This window comes from Acetobacter sp. DmW_136 (genome assembly GCF_008690365.1).
GTDB classification, from domain to species: domain Bacteria; phylum Pseudomonadota; class Alphaproteobacteria; order Acetobacterales; family Acetobacteraceae; genus Acetobacter; species Acetobacter oryzifermentans.
The window spans coordinates 192,705-211,194 of record NZ_VHON01000013.1 but is presented as its reverse complement, the minus strand read 5'-3'; the positions used below and the strand labels follow the sequence as shown (position 1 = coordinate 211,194).

Below are 18,490 nucleotides of genomic sequence, written 5' to 3'. Positions count from 1 at the left end.
GTGAGCGAAACCGCCCCCCTGCCCTCCGCTTCCGATGCTTTAGATGACAAAGCAGCCTCTGCCCCAGTTGTGGGGATTATCATGGGCAGCCAGTCAGATTGGGAAACCATGCGCCATGCGGATGGATTGCTGACTGAGCTGGAAATCCCGCATGAAACCCTAATTGTTTCAGCACATCGCACACCAGATCGGCTGGCTGATTACGCACGCACAGCAGCCGAACGCGGGCTAAATGTCATTATTGCTGGTGCTGGCGGGGCTGCGCATCTGCCGGGTATGTGCGCGGCATGGACACGCCTGCCCGTTTTAGGTGTTCCGGTAGAATCCCGCGCACTTAAAGGCATGGACAGCCTGCTTTCTATTGTGCAGATGCCCGGTGGCGTGCCCGTGGGCACTTTGGCTATTGGTGCATCCGGGGCAAAAAATGCAGCCTTGCTGGCAGCCTCCATTCTGGCGCTGCACAATCCGGCCCTTGCTGCGCGGCTTGAAACATGGCGTGCATTGCAAACAGCCTCTGTCCCCAACTCCCCCATTACCGAAGATAAATGACCTCTTCACATTCTCCGCTTAAGCCCAATGCCGTTATCGGCATTGTGGGCGGTGGCCAGCTTGGCCGTATGTCTGCCATTGCAGCTGCACGCCTTGGGTTTCGCACACATATTCTGACAACCGAGGCCAATGGCCCGGCGGCTCAGGTTTCTCACGCTGTAACATGCGGCAAGTATGATGATCCGGCAGCACTGGATGCATTTGCCAGCGCGGTTGATGTTGTAACTTTTGAGTTTGAAAACATCAGTGCAGATGCGTTGGACCTTTTGGCCACACACTGTCCTGTGCATCCTTCGGGCCATATTTTGCGCATCAGCCAAGATAGACTGGCTGAAAAAACTTTTTTTGCTTCTGCTGGCATCCCATTAGCACCGTGGCACGCGGTCACAGACGTAAAAACCCTACATGAAGCCGCAGAAAAAGTTTGCTTACCGCTGATTCTCAAAACTACCCGCAATGGATATGATGGCAAAGGCCAGCGCCGCGTGCACCATATCCATGATCTGGAAGATGCTTTTAACGCCTTGGCACCACATCCTCTGGTTGCAGAAGGTATGGTAGATTTTGCCTGCGAAATTAGCGTTATGGTGGTGCGCAGTGCCGATGGTACGGTGCGGTGTTTTGATCCAGCGCTCAACCGGCACTGGAATGGTATTCTAGACCTTACACTAGCTCCGGCCCCTATTGATCCAAACATTGCCGCGCAGGCCGTAAAACTGGCCACCACTATTGCAGAAAAACTGGAATTGGTTGGCATTCTGGGCGTTGAGATGTTTGTTGATCGCACCGGCAACCTGTTGGTGAACGAAATGGCCCCTCGCCCCCATAATTCGGGCCACTGGACCATGAACGCCTGCCCACAGGATCAGTTTGACATGCACATCCGTGCAGTTGCGGGGCTGCCTTTACCCCATGCTGTGCGCCATTCTGATGCCATCATGAAAAATCTGGTTGGGCCGGAAGATATGGCTCTGTTGCCACAAATTATGGCTACTCAAGGCTTTATTCCGCACTTATACGGCAAGAAAGAAGCCCGCGTTGGCCGTAAAATGGGGCATGTGAATATTTTGTTCCCCTACGGCGCACTTCCCGGCAATTTGGGTGTTCAGGATGCTTTGGGGCCACTGGCCACCAAAACCGCTGCCCCGGAACCAAAAGAAGACACAGCCGCCAGTTAAGATACTGTGTGAAGCAGGATATTTACAGAAGCCCTGCTTCACGCATGCTCAACAGCTTTTCTCCGGCAACAATAATATGATCCCATACGTGGATATTCATAATTTTTGCTGCACCACAAATTTGCGTTGTCATCACCACATCATCGGCTGAAGGCGTTGGGTCTCCGCTTGGGTGATTATGCACCAACACCAGAATAGTAGCTTTGAGCTGCAAGGCGCGTGATACAATTTCCCGCGGGTAAACAGGCGTATGATCCACCGTGCCCTGCCCCATAACATCATCAACCAGAAGCTGGTGCTTTTCATTTAGAAACAATACGCGCACCTGTTCGCGCTTTTCAGGCCCCATAACAGCCCGTAAATACGCATAAAGCTGTGTGCTATCAGCCAGTATGCCGGAACGGCGTAATCTTGCGCGTTGGATACGCAACCCAGTTTCACGCGCCAACATCAGCAAAATGCGTGCAGCCTCTGGCAACGCCTTTATGCTTTTACTTGGCTCCTGCCAGCTTATAGCTGCCATTACTGCGGATAGGTTTCCATATTCATGTAATAAGTTCTGCGCCTGTTCCTGTGCTTTCGCATTACGCGGCTGTGCCTGTACTATAAGCCTGCATAGCAGAGAAAAATCCGTTTCTTCCGCCCCAGAAGCTTCCGGCACTGTGCCGCCATAAATTTCGGCTGGAAACGCAATAGCTTCCGCAGTTGAAACATTCAGCCGAAAATGCGTGGCATCAGCAAATTGACTTGTCGCTTTTTTTTCGGGTTTTGTAGGTGGGCGCGTCAAAATTTCGGCCCTGCGTGGTGGTTAAAGCTACGCCATTCACCCCACCCAATGGTAATATGATCATGCACCTCCACCGCCAACAATGGGGCGCTACGCTGCAATTCCCTTACAAAAGGCGCATTTTGCGCAAGGCTTTGATCCAGCGTTTGATTTTCTGCCACCAAATCCACAGTTACCAACGCACAGGCATGCAAAGCCAATGCACGTTGCAAAACCAGCGCCACAGCCTGCCGAATACAGGCCATAGCCTCATGGCTGCTGCCTTCATGCAAAAACGCTGGCACCGTTTCATCGGCAATTAACTGGTTGCGGCTATCCAGAAACAAGGCACGCACCTGCCCTCTGGGAGCATTTGCCAGATAAACATCTGCATATTCTAAAATACTGTCCCAGTTGCCCAAAAACTGGCGTGATTCCTCACCACTTTCTGGCAACCGGTCTGCCACGCAGGCCACATCTTGCAATACTGCGGCACTTGCCCGTGTAACACCACTGATCTGGCGCAGATTTTCTTCTCCTGCTTCCAGCACAGCCTGCAAATTACCAAACGTATTGATAAGGCTTTTTGCCAAGGGCTTTGTATCTTTACGTGGAATCCCGACATACAACAGCATTTCCAGCAATTCGTAATCAGCCAAGGAAGCTGCGCCCTGGGCTAACACGCGTTGGCGCATACGTTTGCGATGCCCTGTAGGGCCGGTGCTTTCAAAAACAGGCAGGGCACCTTGCGGTGCATTTAAACAACCTTGGGTTGTGTCAGCCTTTACTGCAAAGCTGCTGGGCTTTTTTTGCCTTTTCTGCTCAGCCGACTGTCTCCCCATTCCATTGCTCCGTTTGGCCTGAAGCGCACATGCTTATATAAAGGCATGGTGAATACGTCCGAACACCCCTCCGCCTCGCTTTTTTCATCTCCGTCTGCATCGGGTGACAGTTATCTGGCTCGTCTTAACCCCGAACAGCGCGCTGCTATTGAAACAACGGATGGCCCTTTGCTGGTGCTGGCTGGTGCTGGCACAGGCAAAACACGGGTTTTAACCACCCGCTTTGCGCATATCCTGCTGACAGGCCGCGCCAAGCCATGGCAGATCCTGACAGTAACCTTTACCAATAAAGCTGCGCGAGAAATGCGTGAGCGTATTGGGCTGCTTTTGGGCAGTCCGGCAGAAGGGCTATGGTTAGGCACATTTCATGCCCTGTGTGCGCGTATGCTGCGCCGCCATGCCGAATATGTGGGGCTCACACAAAGCTTTACAATTTTGGATACGGATGACCAGCTGCGCCTGCTCAAACAGGTTATGGCCCCGTGGCAGATTGATATCAAACGCTGGCCTGCTCCTGGCCTTTTAGGCGTTATTCAGCGCTGGAAAGACCGTGGGCTTACACCAGAGCGCATTACCCCCTCCGAGGATTCGGACTTTGCCAACGGCCACGCCCGCGCCATTTACACCGCGTATCAGGCCCGCCTGAAGCAACTGAACGCCTGCGATTTTGGTGATCTGATGCTGCATGTGACCGAAATTTTGCGCACACGGCCTGATGTGCTGGCACAGTATCATCGCCTGTTCCGTTACATTCTGGTGGATGAGTATCAGGATACCAACACCATTCAATACCTCTGGCTGCGTCTGCTGGCCAAACACGCAGAAGGCCCAGCCAATATCTGCTGCGTGGGGGATGATGACCAATCCATCTACTCCTGGCGTGGTGCAGAAGTTGAAAACATTCTGCGGTTTGAAAAAGATTTTCCCTCCGCCAAGGTTGTGCGGCTAGAACGCAATTATCGCTCTACCCGGCATATTCTGGGGGCTGCCGCAGGGCTTATCGCCCATAATAGCGAACGGTTAGGCAAGACACTTCGCCCTGGCAGAGAAGATGCAGAAGGTAAAAAAGTTAGCGTTCTTGGTGTGTGGGATTCGGATACAGAAGCCCGCATGGTATGCGAACAGGCAGAAAAACTACGCGCACAAGGCCACGCTTTAAAAGAAATAGCCATTCTGGTGCGTGCGGGCTTTCAAACCCGCGCGTTTGAAGAACGGCTTATGCAAACTGGCCTACCCTATCGCATTGTAGGTGGCCTGCGTTTTTATGAACGTGCAGAAATACGTGATGCACTGGCCTATATGCGCGTACTAAGCCAACCGGCGGATGATCTGGCGTTTGAACGCATTATCAATGTACCCAAACGCGGCGTTGGCCCTGCCGGGTTGCAAAAGCTGCATGCTGCTGCCCGCGCCAATAGCCTGCCCCTTACCGGCGGCACGGAAAAGCTGCTGGAAGATAACGCGCTTAAAGGAAAATCCGCCGCCCATTTGCGCCAGTTGATGGAAGCCTTTGCCAGCACACGCGATATTTTAGCGCGTGAAGGCCATGTGGTGGCTGTTGAACACCTGCTGGAAGAAAGCGGGTATCTGGATATGTGGCGGCAGGACCGCTCCCCCGATGCGCCGGGGCGGCTGGAAAACCTTAAGGAACTGACACGTGCGCTGGCTGATTTTGGAACGCTGGGCGAGTTTTTAGAACACGTTGCCCTTGTGATGGATCATGATGAAAACGGGCAAGATGATTACCTGTCCATCATGACTCTGCATGGCGCCAAAGGGCTTGAATTCGATACAGTCTTTCTGCCCGGGTGGGAGGAAGGTGTTTTTCCCTCTCAACGCACGTTGGATGAAGGTGGCCTGAAAGGGCTGGAGGAAGAACGCAGGCTGGCTTACGTGGGCATTACACGCGCACGGCAGGAAGCCATTATCTTTCATGCTGGCCGTCGGCGTATTTACGCCAACTGGCAGCCTTCCATGCCCAGCCGCTTTTTAGACGAACTGCCAGATGAACACGTGGTTCGCCATGATGAAGGCGGTACGTTCCAACGCCAGGGCCTTAACCTTTCCGAATCCGTGTTTGATAACGGCCCCATTATTGCCCGCCGCAGAAAAGACCCCATGCTGGAAGCCGCACCGGCACTGCAACTGGGTGACCATGTACGCCACCCCCGCTTTGGGGAAGGCATCGTTATTTCGGCAGATCGGCACCATGTTGAAGTGTCTTTTGAATCTGTCGGCACCAAACGTCTTCTTTCATCCTTTATCGAGAAAATCTAATGGCTCCTCCTACCCGCCGTCATGCCACCAGCCTTGAAACCATTTCTGTCACTGTGCCGGAAGCGGCGGTGGAAGCTTACGAAAACGCCATTGGCAGCGTGTGCGCCACGGTTGGTATTTTTGAGGCCAACCCGGAAGGCACCTTGTGGCGGGTAGAAGGCGTGAAAGATACCGGACACCGGGAAGATGAACTAACCGCCAGCCTTGTGCTGGCCGAACTGACAAGTGGCGTTACCGCTCCACTGGAACGCACCAGCACGGAAGCAGAAGGCTGGCTGGCCCGCACGTATGAGGCTTTTCCCGAACAGGAAGTGGGCCGCCGTTTTGTGGTGCGCGGCACGCATTTGCCCGATTCTAAAAATGCCACCCGAATTGTGCTCACGCTGGATGCGGGCGTAGCTTTTGGATCAGGCGAGCATGGCTCCACCCGCGGGTGCCTGCGCGCGTTGGAGCGTGTGGCTTACCGTCGCCCTCGCCGGATTTTGGATCTGGGCTGCGGCACCGGTATTCTGGCCATGGCTGCTGCGGCATTGCTGCACCAAAAAGTGTTGGCAGTGGATATTGAGCCGTGGTCTGTGCGCGTAGCGGCACAAAATGCCAAGCGTAACCAGCTTGGGCGCCTGCTTACATGCCGCTTGGGCAATGGGTGGCAAACGCCTGCCATCTGGAAGGCCGCACCGTTTGATCTGGTTTTTGCCAATATTCTGGCCCGCCCTTTGTGCCTGATGGCCAAAGATCTGGCACGGTATCTGGCCCCCGGCGGCACGGTTATTCTGGCAGGGTTGTTGCGCACACAGGTACGTATGGTGTTGGCCGCGCATCGGCGGCAGGGGCTGGTTCTTGAGCAGGAATTGACAGAAGGAGAATGGGCCACCCTTATTCTACGCCGCCCGGTTCTTCCTGTTCGAAAAACAGCCTGATCAGCCTTTTCTTTTCCTACGTTATTTCAGGACACAGTTTTCATGACGTCTGCATCTTCCGCCCGGTTGGCTGCGCTGCGCACCCTTTTGCAAAACGAGGGGTTGGATGGCCTGATTGTGCCCCATAGCGATGAGTTTTTGGGGGAATACACACCAGCCTGTGCTGAACGTCTGGCATGGTTAACTGGTTTTACGGGCAGCGCAGGCATAGCCATTGTGCTGCCCCATACCGCCGCTGTGTTTTCTGATGGTCGTTACATTACCCAGATGGATCAACAGGTGGACGGTACGTGCTGGCAACGCCTGCATATCAGCCAGACACCTCCGGCCATGTGGCTGAAGGAGCAAGCCAAACCAGAAACCCGCGTAGGGTATGATCCGCGTGTGATGAGTGCTGCGGAACTACGCCCGTTTGTAGCCCAAAGCGGCGTCATACTGGTGCCAACATCCCGCAATCTGGTGGATGATATCTGGGCAGATCGCCCGGCTTTTCCCTCTGCCCCAGCCTGTATGCACCCGCTGGCTTTTGCTGGCCGCAGCTCTGCCGAAAAACGGCAGGAAATTGCTGCAATTCTTACCCAGAATGGTCAGGATGCTGCGGTTCTGAGCGATTCCGCCTCTATTGCGTGGCTACTGAATATTCGAGGCTCCGATATTCCCTGCACACCCGTAGCTTTGGCATTTGCGCTGGTGCATGCAAACAACTCAGTCGATCTATTTATAAAGCCAGAAAAAATCCCGACAAACATTAAGGAATGGCTTGGCTCTTCCGTGCGCGTGCATGCACCGCAGGAGATGGAGCAGATTCTGGCAACCCTGAAAAGCAAAACCGTTGGTGTAGATCCTGCCAGCAATGCCGTCTGGTTTGGCCAAACGCTCACCCGCCACGGCGCAACAGTGCAGGAAACACCAGACCCGTGCCTGCTGCCCAAGGCCCGCAAAAACAAAGTGGAACAGATGGGCATGCGTACAGCCCATCTGCGTGATGGTGTCGCACTTTGCCGTTTCCTGCATTGGCTGGATACAAAGGGCCGCAACTGCACAGAGCTTGAAGCCGCTACACAGCTTGATGCCTTTCGTGCTGAAGGGAAGGACTACCGGGAGGAATCCTTTCCCGCCATTTCCGGTTCTGGCCCCAATGGAGCCATTATTCATTACCGCGTTACGCCGGAAAGTGACCGAAAACTTCAGAATAACGAAGTTTATCTGATTGATAGCGGTGGCCAGTACCCCGAAGGCACAACCGATGTTACCCGCACTGTCTGGACAGGCCCTGATGCGCCACCGGCCAGCTTGAAAGACGTATTTACCCGCGTGCTCAAAGGTAATTTACGTTTGGGCCGTGCGCGGTTTCCTGTTGGCACCAAAGGCCACGCGCTAGATGCACTGGCACGGTTTGACCTGTGGCAGGCTGGGTTGGATTATGACCACGGCACCGGCCACGGTGTTGGCAGCTTTCTTTCCGTGCATGAAGGGCCTGCACGTATTTCTAAAATGCCTTCTCCCATTACGCTGGAAGAAGGCATGGTGATTTCCAACGAACCGGGCTTTTACAAACCCGGCGCCTACGGCATTCGTCTGGAAACACTGGTAATGATCCGCCGGAATGACATGCCGCATTCCGATCGAGCTTTTCTGGCATTTGAAACCCTTACATTGGCTCCTTTTGACAGACGGCTGATTGACCTCGCCCTGTTAGGCCCGGAAGATACCGCCGTGCTGGACGCGTACCATGCTCAAATCTTGGATCAGGTAGGCCCTCACCTGCCATCTGATGCACAGAAATGGCTGAAAACAGCATGCGCACCTCTCAAGAAGCCGTGAGAGACGGAGTCTTTCCTCTCTGGTCACGAAATTGAGAATCGCATGCACCGTAAAACGGGCGCAAAACAGGCTACGAAGTTGAAGGGAGCTTCTCAGAATGACGACAGACAGCAAGACCATTCCAGCCACTCTTATTGCAGGTGATGGCATCGGCCCTGAAATTGTTGAATCAGTTACCGAAATTCTGGATACCGTTGGGGCCCCATTTGTATGGGATCGCCAACTGGCCGGTATGGCGGGTGTGGACGCGGTAAATGATCCGCTGCCCAAGCAGACAATCGAAAGCATCCGGCGCACTGGCCTGGCCCTGAAAGGCCCGCTGACAACTCCAGTTGGTGGTGGGTTTAAATCCATCAACGTAACCCTGCGTCAGGAATTTGGCCTGTTTGCCAACCTGCGCCCAACCAAAACCATCATTCCCGGTGGTCGGTTTGATGATATCGACCTTGTTCTGTTCCGTGAAAACCTTGAAGGTTATTACGCAGCAATGGAACATTACATTCCGGTAGGGGATGACCCCAAGGGCATTGCGCTAAGCTCTGGCTTTAACTCCCGCGCAGAATGCCGCCGGATTGTAAAGTTTGCCTTTGAATATGCGGTCAAGAATAACCGCAAAACGGTAACCATTGTTCACAAGGCCAATATCCTCAAACTGCTGACAGGCCTGTTCCTTGAAGAAGGCCGCAAGGTTGCAGAAGAATACAAAGGCCGCGTTGAATTCAATGAACGGATTGTAGATGCCTGCGCCATGCAGCTTGTCATCAACCCGTGGCAGTTTGATGTGATTGTAACCTCCAACCTGTTTGGTGACATCCTTTCTGACCTTACGGCCGGTCTGGTTGGTGGTCTGGGTATGGCACCGGGTGCAAACATTGGTGAAAAAGCCGCTGTGTTTGAAGCCGTGCATGGTTCTGCACCAGATATCGCAGGCAAAGGCATTGCCAACCCACTGGCTCTGCTGCTGGCTGCTGTTATGATGCTGCGCCACGTGAACCGTGATGATCTGGCTGACCGTATTGATGCCGGTATCAAAAAGGTTATCACCAACGGTACAGTGCGCACGAAGGATCTGGGCGGCAATGCCACCACAAAGGATCTGACAGCAGCTCTGAAACAGGCAGTTGCCTGATACTCAGCATTACGGCTGTTCAAAAAACCGATTGCGATGGAAAGGGAGCCCTTGTGGCTCCCTTTTCTTTTAACCGCATCTCACATTAGGGTAAGGCATGACCCGTTTTTTTGGTGGCCCATGGCCTGCCCTCCCCCTTTCTGCTTCATTCCGCATTGATGTAGAACCATCACCTCCGGCTGTTCTGGCAGATATCGAGCAGGAAATTACGCATCTCTGGCAGCAAGCCTGTGCAACAACGCCAGCCTTATTTAATGGCTGCGTCTTTTCGGCCACCTGCGTAACGCGTACCGTTATTAAAGGTTACTGGACAGAGTATCGTCGCGTATTCGCGCAAATGAAGAACCCTGCGCTTTTTCCATTTTTGCGGCTGCAACCATTAGCTGTGGTCGGGTTGGTGCGTACGCCAGATGGATATGTGTTAGGCCGCCGTAACCCATCATCTATCTATCAGGGAAATTTTTGGCAAAGCCCGCCTGCTGGTAGCATTGAAAAACGCACAGATGCCGAAAGTATCAATCTGGCCGAACAGATTTTAGCAGAAGCCACAGAAGAATTGGGGCTGGATGCCAAAGATCTACAGGTTGAACAGCCACTTATGGCAGTGCGGCACCCTCATACCCGCGTGTTGGATATTGGGCTTGTGTTAAAAACCCGACTGACTTTTGAAAAAGTAGAAGAAAGTTGGAAGCAACATGCCAATAAAGAATACGACATGCTGGCCTGCGTACCTGCCAAAAACGTAGCAACATGGCTGGAGCAAAACGCTATTCTGCCAACCAGCCAGTACCTTCTGCAACATGAGCAAAAAAGCAAAACACTGCGCACCATATGATGCGCCAGCGTTAAATTGCTTATTTAATTTCCACACCAATCTGCTTGATATCATGGAAGTTGATATCCGGGTTCTGTTCTTCCGTACGGCGCATCATAAATGCTGACGTGGCCAGAAACACCGGATCATCATCCAGATCATCCGCCATGGCGGAGCGATGTGCAGCGGCAAAGGCCTCAATTTTTTCACGCGGGCCAGTAATCCAGCGGGCCAAAGAATACGGCGTGGAATCAAAACCAATGGCTACACCGTACTCTGCTTTCAGGCGAGATTGCAGCACATCAAGCTGCAAAGTACCCACAACGCCAACAATCGGCTGCGCGCCATCTTGCGGGCGGAACAACTGCACCACACCTTCTTCCGCCAACTGCACCAGCGCCTGTTTGAGCTTTTTGGCCTTCATGGCGTCATCCAGCCGCACGCGGCGCAGAATTTCCGGGGCAAAATGCGGCACACCGGTAAACTGGATATCTTCACCCTCTGTTAGCGTATCGCCAATGCGCAAGGTGCCGTGGTTGGGAATACCCACCACATCCCCAGCGAAGGCTTCTTCTGCCAGATGTCTATCCTGCGCAAAAAAGAACTGTGGCGTATGCACTGCAAAGCTTTTGCCTGTGCGCGTGTGTTTAAGGCGCATGCCACGGCTTAGCTTGCCAGAACAGATACGGGCAAAGGCAATACGGTCACGATGGTTGGGGTCCATATTCGCCTGAATTTTAAACACCAGCGCCGTCATGTTCGGCTCCGTGGCCTTTACCACACGGGTTTCTGCGGCCTGATCGCGCGGGGGCGGGCCAAAAGCCACCAGTGCATCCAGCAGATCGGTCACCCCAATTTCCTTGATCGCACTCCCGAAGAACACGGGGGTAAGGTGTCCGGCATCGAAGGATTCTTTATCAAACTCCGGCAGCGCGGCTTCTACCAGCTCCAGTTCCTCACGCATCTGCACAAGGCGGGCATCATCTTCTGGCAGATCAACCGTTGTGTGCAGTTTTTTGGTAAGAATATCGTAAGTGCCAACAAACGTGGCCGCGCGCCCCACCGGCCATGTAGCAGGAGATGTATCTAGCGCAAGGGATGATGCAATTTCATCCAGCAGAGCAAATGGATCCTGCGCCTCACGGTCCATCTTGTTGATGAAGGTAACAATCGGAATATCACGCAGACGACAAATCTCGAACAGCTTGCGTGTACGATCTTCAATGCCCTTAGCGGCGTCAATCACCATTACGGCGGAATCTACGGCTGTTAAGGTACGGTAGGTATCTTCAGAAAAGTCTTCATGTCCGGGTGTATCCAGCAGGTTGAATACGCAGCCGCCGTAATCGAATGTCATGACCGAGCTGACAACGGAAATCCCACGGTCACGCTCAATGCCCATCCAGTCAGACCGTGTGCGGCGGCGTTCGCCCTTGGCGCGCACGTTGCCCGCCATCTGAATAGCCCCACCTGCCCGCAATATCCGTTCTGTCAGCGTGGTTTTACCAGCATCCGGATGCGAGATAATAGCAAAGGTCCGGCGGCGGGTAATGTCACTGCTAAGAGGGGCGGATGCGGTATCAGACATAAGGGCTCTGTTCCGAAACAAACATGAGTAAAAACGGCAAACGCCGGATGGAGAGAAATCCCTCCACCCGGCGCGGTATAAAACGAACCTAAACGCCGATTAACGGGAGTAGTATTCGACCACCAGATTCGGTTCCATCTGCACCGGATACGGCACATCGGAAAGCTGCGGGCCACGCAGGTACGTGCCCTTCATCTGGCGATGATCCACTTCCATGTATTCCGGCACATCGCGTTCGGCAGACTGCGCGGCATCCAGAACGATAGCCAGCTGCTTGGATTTTTCACGCACTTCGATAACGTCACCATCCTTCACGAGGTAGGAAGGAATGTTCATCTTTTTGCCGTTAACCAGAATGTGGCCATGGCTGATGAACTGACGGGATGCAAACGGCGTGATTGCAAACTTCATCCGGTACACAACGGCATCCAGACGGCGTTCCAGCAGGTTGATCAGGTTTTCAGACGTATCACCCTTGCGGCGCACGGCTTCCTGATAATAGCGGCGGAACTGCTTTTCTGTAATGTTACCGTAGTAACCCTTCAGCTTCTGCTTAGCCATCAGCTGAACGGAGAAGTCAGACGGCTTGCCCTTACGGCGCTGGCCATGCTGGCCCGGACCATATTCGCGACGGTTAACCGGAGATTTGGCGCGGCCCCACAGGTTTACACCAAGGCGACGGTTAATTTTATACTTGCTCTCAAGGCGCTTGCTCATAGTGCGCTCTTCTCTCTTAACAGGCGGAACATCGGGCAGATGTCCGTCGTTACACCGGTAGTCCCCGTCCACCACGGATCGGAGCGGGCGCAAACCGTATTACCAGCGGGGCGTGTTCCCCTTCTGGCCGATTTGTCCACATTCCCGGCAATGGAGGCAGGAATTACGAAACCCCGGGCGCAGTGTCAACTTTTTCCGTTGCGCTTTCTTCCATTCTGCAGTGCATAGTCGTGCAATCGACCCATAAAATTGAAAAGAAAGGATTACTCAGCATGCCATTTGCTAAAAAATGGGGGCTATTTGTGGCGTTGGGTCTCGCCCTTATTATATTGGGCTTTATTGCCTGTATTGATGCGGTTTCCGTAACCCTTGCCAGCACCATATTTATTGGCGCACTGCTAATTGCTGCTGGCATTATGCAGATAGTACATGCCTTTGCTGTACGCGATTGGGGCGGCTTTATTTTTTCCCTGCTATGCGGGCTTCTCTACGCCGCTGGCGGTTACCTTCTTATAGAAGAACCAGCCACGGGCTCTGTTGCCATTACCATTTTTGTATCTGCCTGCTTTGTGGTTGTAGGCGTGCTGCGCTGCGTTCTGGCCCTGCAAGCACGCGGTATGCCGGGCTGGGTGATTATTCTGGGTAGCGGGCTTATCAGCCTGCTTGTTGGCCTCTGCCTGTACTTTACCTTGCCGTGGTCTGGCCTGTGGTTGATTGGTACATTTGTGGGTGCAGAACTGATTGTAAGCGGCATAAGCTGGCTACAAATTGGCCTTGCCCTACGCCAGAGCAATTCTGTGCCGCCACCCATTACCCGCCTATAAAATTTACGGCGTATATATACAAAAACGGCGCGGGCCTGTTGGCTCCGCGCCGTTTTTTATGCCCACATAATGAAGGCCGCTTATTCTTTTGGTGTGGATGAAGGCGGCAACTGGCTTTTGGGAGCCAACAGCATAAGCGCATCCTTGCCAGCATCATCCTCCACCTTACGGTTTGAGCCAGGCAAAAGAGCAATAGGCCGCTCGCCTGCTTCACGCTTGCGCAGGATGTTTTGAATGTTTTCCAGCACCACGGGGTAATCTTCAATCAAGCGCTGGAAGCGGCTGGCCGTAATCACCATGAAATGCCCAAACTGCACGGCACGGATGGTGCCGGGGCAACGCCAGCCATGCAAAGCCTCCTGCGCGCCTATCAGATCACCTGCGCCATACAGCACATCGGCCCCCGCAACGTGGCTTTCTGCCAAACCGGCGCTAATAAAATAGATGGCGCCCATCTTGCGCCCTTTCCGGCAGATTACCTCCTGCGGGGCCACAAAACGCAAGGATGTGGTCGTGGCCAGATCATGCAGTTCTGCCCCCGGCAACCCCTTAAAGATGGCTGCATGTTTTAGCCGGTCTTCTATGCCACTGCGCAGATCAAAGCTCATCCGCTTGATCAGACGATGCCTGCGGCGTTCCAGCTCTTTCAGCAGTTCACGGCTAAGTTCATCACTGATAAGGGATTCTGAAAGCAGGGTTGTGTATTCTTCACTTTCCAGGCGCAGGGCAATCTGGCGGAAAATCCGGTTTTCCAGCGCCTCGGCATAGCCATGATAATGCAAGCGCAAGGTTTCCAGCGCCTCATCCAGCAACTTGCGCTGGCGAGAGAGCACCTCGGCCACAATTTCCCCAATACGGCTGCCCAATGTGGGCTCCAGCCGCTCGTGCATGAAACGTGTGAGAGAGATGGAAATGAAATGCGCCACCATCAGCATTTCAAACCGTTCCGCCATGCACAGCATCAGCGGCCGATCCAGATGCAAATGATTATGCACCCATTGCGCCGCCTTGAAGCGCAAAGATGGGCTCAGCCGTTTACGCAGCGCGCGCACATACCCCAAACGCCCTTCCAGCCGTGCACCATCAATTGCCGCTTCGGAAGACCGTAGCAATGTTTCCATCACCCGGCGAGAAAGCCCTTGCATACGGAACAGATCCAGCAGCATGGAGCGTTCCTGACTGGCAATGGTAATCAGCGCCAGATTAACGCGCTGGATATCAGACAGTGCGCGGTCAAACTCATTAGCTGCCTGTTCTTCCTCTGCCCGGCGTTCTAGATGATCAACAACCGAGCGCGTGGCATCTGCGCTGAAACCAAGTTCATCCCCCAGTTCCTTGGCGCGGTTGCACACATTGCCCAGCCCGATACTCAGCACCTGATGGCGCATGGCTTCATCAATGGGGGACAGACGATCCAGCTTGAGAAACAGCACGAGGGAACGCAGCGTGGTGCCGTTAACAAGCAGCGTAATCAACACAAACCCAGTGGCAATAATACCGATAAAATGCGCAACCGGCGTAGAAACGTGTTCGTTTTCCGTAACGGCCAACGCCAGCGCCAATGTAATGGCCCCACGCAAGCCCCCCCACACCATTGTCACCTTAAATGGTGTGGGCACGGGTGGGGAAAGACGTGTCCATGCCAATAGCGGCAACATGCCAAACACCACAGCCGCACGTGCAGCCAGCCCCGCCACGCTGGCAATAAGGATAAGCACCCAATCCCACCGGGTCATGCCCACCAGCAGGCGCGGTACCAGCATGGAAGCCAGCACAAACACCAAGGATCCCGCCCAAAAGACCAATTGCTGCCAAAGCTGGTTGAGAAACAGCCACGTTTGCGGCCGAATGGTGGATGGCCCGTACACAGACAGCGTAAGCCCTGCGGCCGCTGTGGCCACCACGCCGGAAACCCCCAGAATTTCGTCTGAGAGGATGTACACCACGTAAGGCAGCGCCACTGTTAGCGTAATTTCCGCTGCCGAACTGGCAATAGCGGACATCATGACCAATGTGAGCCGCCCGACAACCACCCCAACAATAAGCGCCCCCACAAAGGAGACCACGAAGGAGATCAACGCATCACCCAGATGGATGGCTTTATGCAGCGTGACGGAAGGCAGCAGAATGGAAAAGATGGAAATAGCCGCCGCATCATTCAGCAGCGCCTCGCCCTCCACCAGCCGTGTCAGGCGTGTTGCGGCCCCAATATCTCGGAAAATCCCGGCCACGGCGGAAGGGTCAGTCGTGGCCACAATAGATCCAAGCAGCAGGCAGACCACCAGCGGCATCTGGGCAAAGGGATACAACGCAAAACCAATAGTGGCCGTGGCAATAACAACCGCCACCACAGCCAAAAGCAAAACAGTACCTGTTTCATGCGCAAGACGCCGCACATCAATGGCCAACGCGCCCTGAAACACCAGCGCGGGCAGAAAGATGAGCAGAAATTCTTCACTGTTCAGCGGGAAATCAAGCAGCGCCTCTGCAATGCCATTGAAAGCCGAAGTGTGGGAACTGCGCAGAGCCACATCTGCCAAAGACCCGATGATAATACCCACAATAGCCAGTAGAACCGTTTCAGACAGTTCCAGCTTGCGCGCAATGGGCTGCACGGTGCTCACCACCACCAAAAGCAGCGCAATAACAAGCAGTACCGCTGCCAGACCCGTTACCGCCATGCCACGCTATTCCCTATATCCAACACCAACATCCATACTGCCTGAGCCGTTATCATCATGATAGGGCAAGGAAATGGCAGCTTCCGCATTATATACGCGTTATCCCTAACATGGCATGCACTGCCCTAGCCATATTCCCCAAGGCATTGGCCTCATTATTCACGCATTTTCTTGCCATTATGTGAACGTATCGGGCTTGCACGCCACATATCAGCGCCTACCTGCTTTGTTCTTGGCGAACAGGCCCAAACAACGCTATGTTGGAGGTATGATGAAACAGTTTTCTTCATTGCGGCGTACTTACAAGGTCGCCCTTATGTTGCTGGCCGGATTTGGGCTTGCTGCCTGCGCGCATGATCCGCACCGGCACTATTATCACCCCGGCTCAAACCATGGGCGTGCTGCGCCTGGCTGGTACCGCCCCCCTCTTACGCCGCAGCAGGGTACCAACCCTTATAAGCACTCCACCACCAACTATGGTGGCGGCTCAATGCGCTATGACCAGTAAATTTGTACGAATCTGCATTATTATCGCCACAATAGTTGTGGGCATAATGATGGTGTCGTCCCTTTACAAAAACCTTAGCACGTTGATGACATCTCCTTCCCCGGAAGCGGCTATGGAGCAGAATTCTGGCCAGTAAGTCTGGCAAGCTGTTTCGCTGTGCCTGTTTTTGTCTGCTGCTTACGGCCAGCGCAACAAAAGCAGGTATGGCCGCGCCTGTTTTAGATGCCCCTGCCGCATCCGTCCCACATATGGGGGGCACTTTACGCTTGGTTGCGGCCTCTTCTGGCGGCACATTAGATCCCCAGATCAATTACTCCGGCAAATACATTAATCTGTTTGCCAATGTGTATGATGGGTTGACCACCTTCCGCAAAGCAGATGGTCTGGCTGGGGCAGACGTGGTGCCAGATTTGGCTGAAGACCTTCCACACCCCGAAGATGGCGGCCTGACCTACACTTTCCACCTGCGTGAAGGCATTATTTTTTCCACCGGGCAGCCTGTCACCACGGCTGATGTTGTGGCATCCTTCCGACGGATTTTTCGTGTTGGCAGCCCAACGGCAGGGTCTTTTTACGGGGCTATCAAAGGGGCCGATGCCTGCCTACGCAGCCCAACAGATTGCAAGCTTGAAGGGGTTGTAGAAAACCCTGCCACGCGCAGCATTACATTTCATCTCACAACGCCTGATACAGAATTCCTGCATAAGCTGGCATTTACGCACGCCGTGATTTTACCGGCCAATACGCCAGACCATGATACCGGCAATGTGCCTTTACCAAGCACCGGCCCCTATCAGCTTACAGTGTATGACCCGAACCGATTTTTAAAGCTGGCACGCAATCCATATTTTAAAGAATGGAGTGCACAGGCACAGCCTCTCGGCTATCCTGATGACATAGAATACACCTTTGGCATACCGGATGAAGCTGCCGTAACCGCCGTAGAAAACGGACAGTATGACTGGATGGCAGACCCCATCCCCCTAGACCGACTTGGGGAATTAGGCAGTCGCTTTGCTGGCCAGACACATGTGTTGCGCCACCCGGCCATGTATTTCCTACCCATGAACATGCGGGAGGCGCCTTTTTCTTCACTCAAGGCGCGGCAAGCCGTCAATTACGCACTCAACCGCAAGGCCATGACCATTCTTTATGGCGGCCCCGGTATTGCGCGGCCACTCTGCGGGATGTTGCCTTCTACTTTGCCAGCACCCTCTACGCAGTGTTTTTATACTAAAGATGCCTCTCCCGAATCCCCTGCCCCTATGTGGCGTGGCGTGGATATGGAAAAAGCCCGCAATCTGGTGCGTGAAAGCGGAACATATGGCCAGAAAGTCACCGTAATTGCTGCCAATACCAGTGTTGATCTGGCTATGGGCGCATGGGTGCGGGATATGTTGCAAAACCTTGGCTACCGCGCCAACCTACGCCCACTTAGCAGTGCGCTGGCTTTTTCCTACATGCAGAATTCAGATAACCATGTGCAGATTGGCGTGGCCTCTTGGTCTGCCGATTATCCATCGGCTTCCAATTTTTTGGATGCTTTATTGGGGTGTGAAAATATTCATCCCGGTTCAGACAGCTCCATCAATATTCCCGGCTTTTGCAATCACGATGTGCAAAGACTGATGGATAAAGCCAAAACGGATGTTAGCCTGACAGCCCAAGCACAAAACGCCTTGTGGCAAGAGGCCGACAAACTGGTTATGGAACAAGCCCCCGTAGCTCCAGCCATTGAAAAAGATGCTGTAATTTTAACATCCCCACGCCTGAAAAACCTGTTGTTTACACCCGTAAACCAGCTTTTGTTCTCTCAGGCATGGGTGCAGTAACTTATCCCGGTTCATACGTTATCCACAGAATCTGTGGATGA

15 protein-coding genes are annotated in these 18,490 nt (G+C 53.7%); 10 read left to right on the top strand and 5 right to left on the bottom strand.

The window, feature by feature from the left end:
• Both purE and FKW31_RS05915 read left to right on the top strand, forming a co-directional pair.
• On the top strand, positions 1–549 hold the full coding sequence (gene purE / locus FKW31_RS05920; RefSeq protein ID WP_006115130.1) for a 5-(carboxyamino)imidazole ribonucleotide mutase: 549 nt from the start codon (positions 1–3) through the stop codon (positions 547–549).
• On the top strand, positions 546–1,727 hold the full coding sequence (locus FKW31_RS05915; RefSeq protein WP_150178052.1) for a 5-(carboxyamino)imidazole ribonucleotide synthase: 1,182 nt from the start codon (positions 546–548) through the stop codon (positions 1,725–1,727). Before purE ends, FKW31_RS05915 begins: the two co-directional genes overlap by 4 nt.
• 22 nt (positions 1,728–1,749) lie before the next feature.
• Here the strand turns inward: FKW31_RS05915 and FKW31_RS05910 are convergent, their stop codons facing one another.
• The gene (locus FKW31_RS05910; RefSeq protein ID WP_150178051.1) at positions 1,750–2,514 is read right to left on the bottom strand and encodes a RadC family protein; all 765 of its coding nucleotides are present in this window, start codon (positions 2,512–2,514) and stop codon (positions 1,750–1,752) included.
• Complete coding sequence (locus FKW31_RS05905; protein ID WP_150178050.1) at positions 2,511–3,335, bottom strand: RadC family protein; 825 nt, start codon at positions 3,333–3,335, stop codon at positions 2,511–2,513. Before FKW31_RS05905 ends, FKW31_RS05910 begins: the two co-directional genes overlap by 4 nt.
• 45 nt (positions 3,336–3,380) lie before the next feature.
• Between FKW31_RS05905 and FKW31_RS05900 the strand changes: the two genes are divergently transcribed.
• From FKW31_RS05900 to FKW31_RS05880, 5 genes are all read left to right on the top strand, one after another.
• Positions 3,381–5,612: an ATP-dependent helicase gene (locus FKW31_RS05900; RefSeq protein WP_193562047.1), complete on the top strand. Its 2,232-nt coding sequence runs from the start codon at positions 3,381–3,383 to the stop codon at positions 5,610–5,612.
• Positions 5,612–6,532 carry a 50S ribosomal protein L11 methyltransferase gene (locus tag FKW31_RS05895; RefSeq protein WP_150178048.1) on the top strand — a complete coding sequence of 307 codons (921 nt, stop codon included), beginning with the start codon at positions 5,612–5,614 and terminating at the stop codon, positions 6,530–6,532. The genes FKW31_RS05900 and FKW31_RS05895 overlap by 1 nt, the downstream gene beginning before the upstream one ends.
• Positions 6,533–6,574: 42 nt before the next feature.
• Complete coding sequence (locus tag FKW31_RS05890; protein ID WP_150178047.1) at positions 6,575–8,356, top strand: aminopeptidase P family protein; 1,782 nt, start codon at positions 6,575–6,577, stop codon at positions 8,354–8,356.
• 97 nt (positions 8,357–8,453) lie between these two features.
• On the top strand, positions 8,454–9,485 hold the full coding sequence (locus tag FKW31_RS05885) for an isocitrate/isopropylmalate dehydrogenase family protein (RefSeq protein ID WP_006115123.1): 1,032 nt from the start codon (positions 8,454–8,456) through the stop codon (positions 9,483–9,485).
• A gap of 97 nt (positions 9,486–9,582) precedes the next feature.
• Positions 9,583–10,320 (top strand): NUDIX hydrolase, encoded by a 738-nt coding sequence (locus FKW31_RS05880; RefSeq protein WP_150178046.1) that lies wholly within the window; start codon positions 9,583–9,585, stop codon positions 10,318–10,320.
• Between the two features lie 19 nt (positions 10,321–10,339).
• On the opposite strand, the gene FKW31_RS05875 is transcribed toward FKW31_RS05880, so the two are convergent.
• Complete coding sequence (locus tag FKW31_RS05875) at positions 10,340–11,887, bottom strand: peptide chain release factor 3 (RefSeq protein ID WP_035351513.1); 1,548 nt, start codon at positions 11,885–11,887, stop codon at positions 10,340–10,342.
• A 99-nt stretch (positions 11,888–11,986) separates the two neighbouring features.
• Positions 11,987–12,604, bottom strand: coding sequence for a 30S ribosomal protein S4 (gene rpsD / locus FKW31_RS05870; protein WP_035351514.1), 618 nt, complete (start codon positions 12,602–12,604; stop codon positions 11,987–11,989).
• A 272-nt stretch (positions 12,605–12,876) separates the two neighbouring features.
• On the opposite strand from rpsD, the gene FKW31_RS05865 reads away from it, so the two are divergent.
• Positions 12,877–13,428: an HdeD family acid-resistance protein gene (locus FKW31_RS05865; protein WP_193561067.1), complete on the top strand. Its 552-nt coding sequence runs from the start codon at positions 12,877–12,879 to the stop codon at positions 13,426–13,428.
• 80 nt (positions 13,429–13,508) lie between these two features.
• Here FKW31_RS05865 and FKW31_RS05860 read toward each other — a convergent pair whose 3' ends face one another.
• A complete protein-coding gene (locus FKW31_RS05860; RefSeq protein ID WP_006115118.1) occupies positions 13,509–16,109 on the bottom strand; it encodes a cation:proton antiporter in 2,601 nt (866 codons plus the stop codon).
• A gap of 268 nt (positions 16,110–16,377) precedes the next feature.
• Here FKW31_RS05860 and FKW31_RS16345 point away from each other — a divergent pair, with 268 nt between their 5' ends.
• Together FKW31_RS16345 and FKW31_RS05845 are read left to right on the top strand one after the other, a co-directional pair.
• The gene (locus tag FKW31_RS16345; RefSeq protein ID WP_231621180.1) at positions 16,378–16,617 is read left to right on the top strand and encodes a hypothetical protein; all 240 of its coding nucleotides are present in this window, start codon (positions 16,378–16,380) and stop codon (positions 16,615–16,617) included.
• Positions 16,618–16,739: 122 nt separating this feature from the next.
• On the top strand, positions 16,740–18,449 hold the full coding sequence (locus tag FKW31_RS05845) for an ABC transporter substrate-binding protein (RefSeq protein WP_150178044.1): 1,710 nt from the start codon (positions 16,740–16,742) through the stop codon (positions 18,447–18,449).
• Positions 18,450–18,490: the final 41 nt, after the last annotated feature.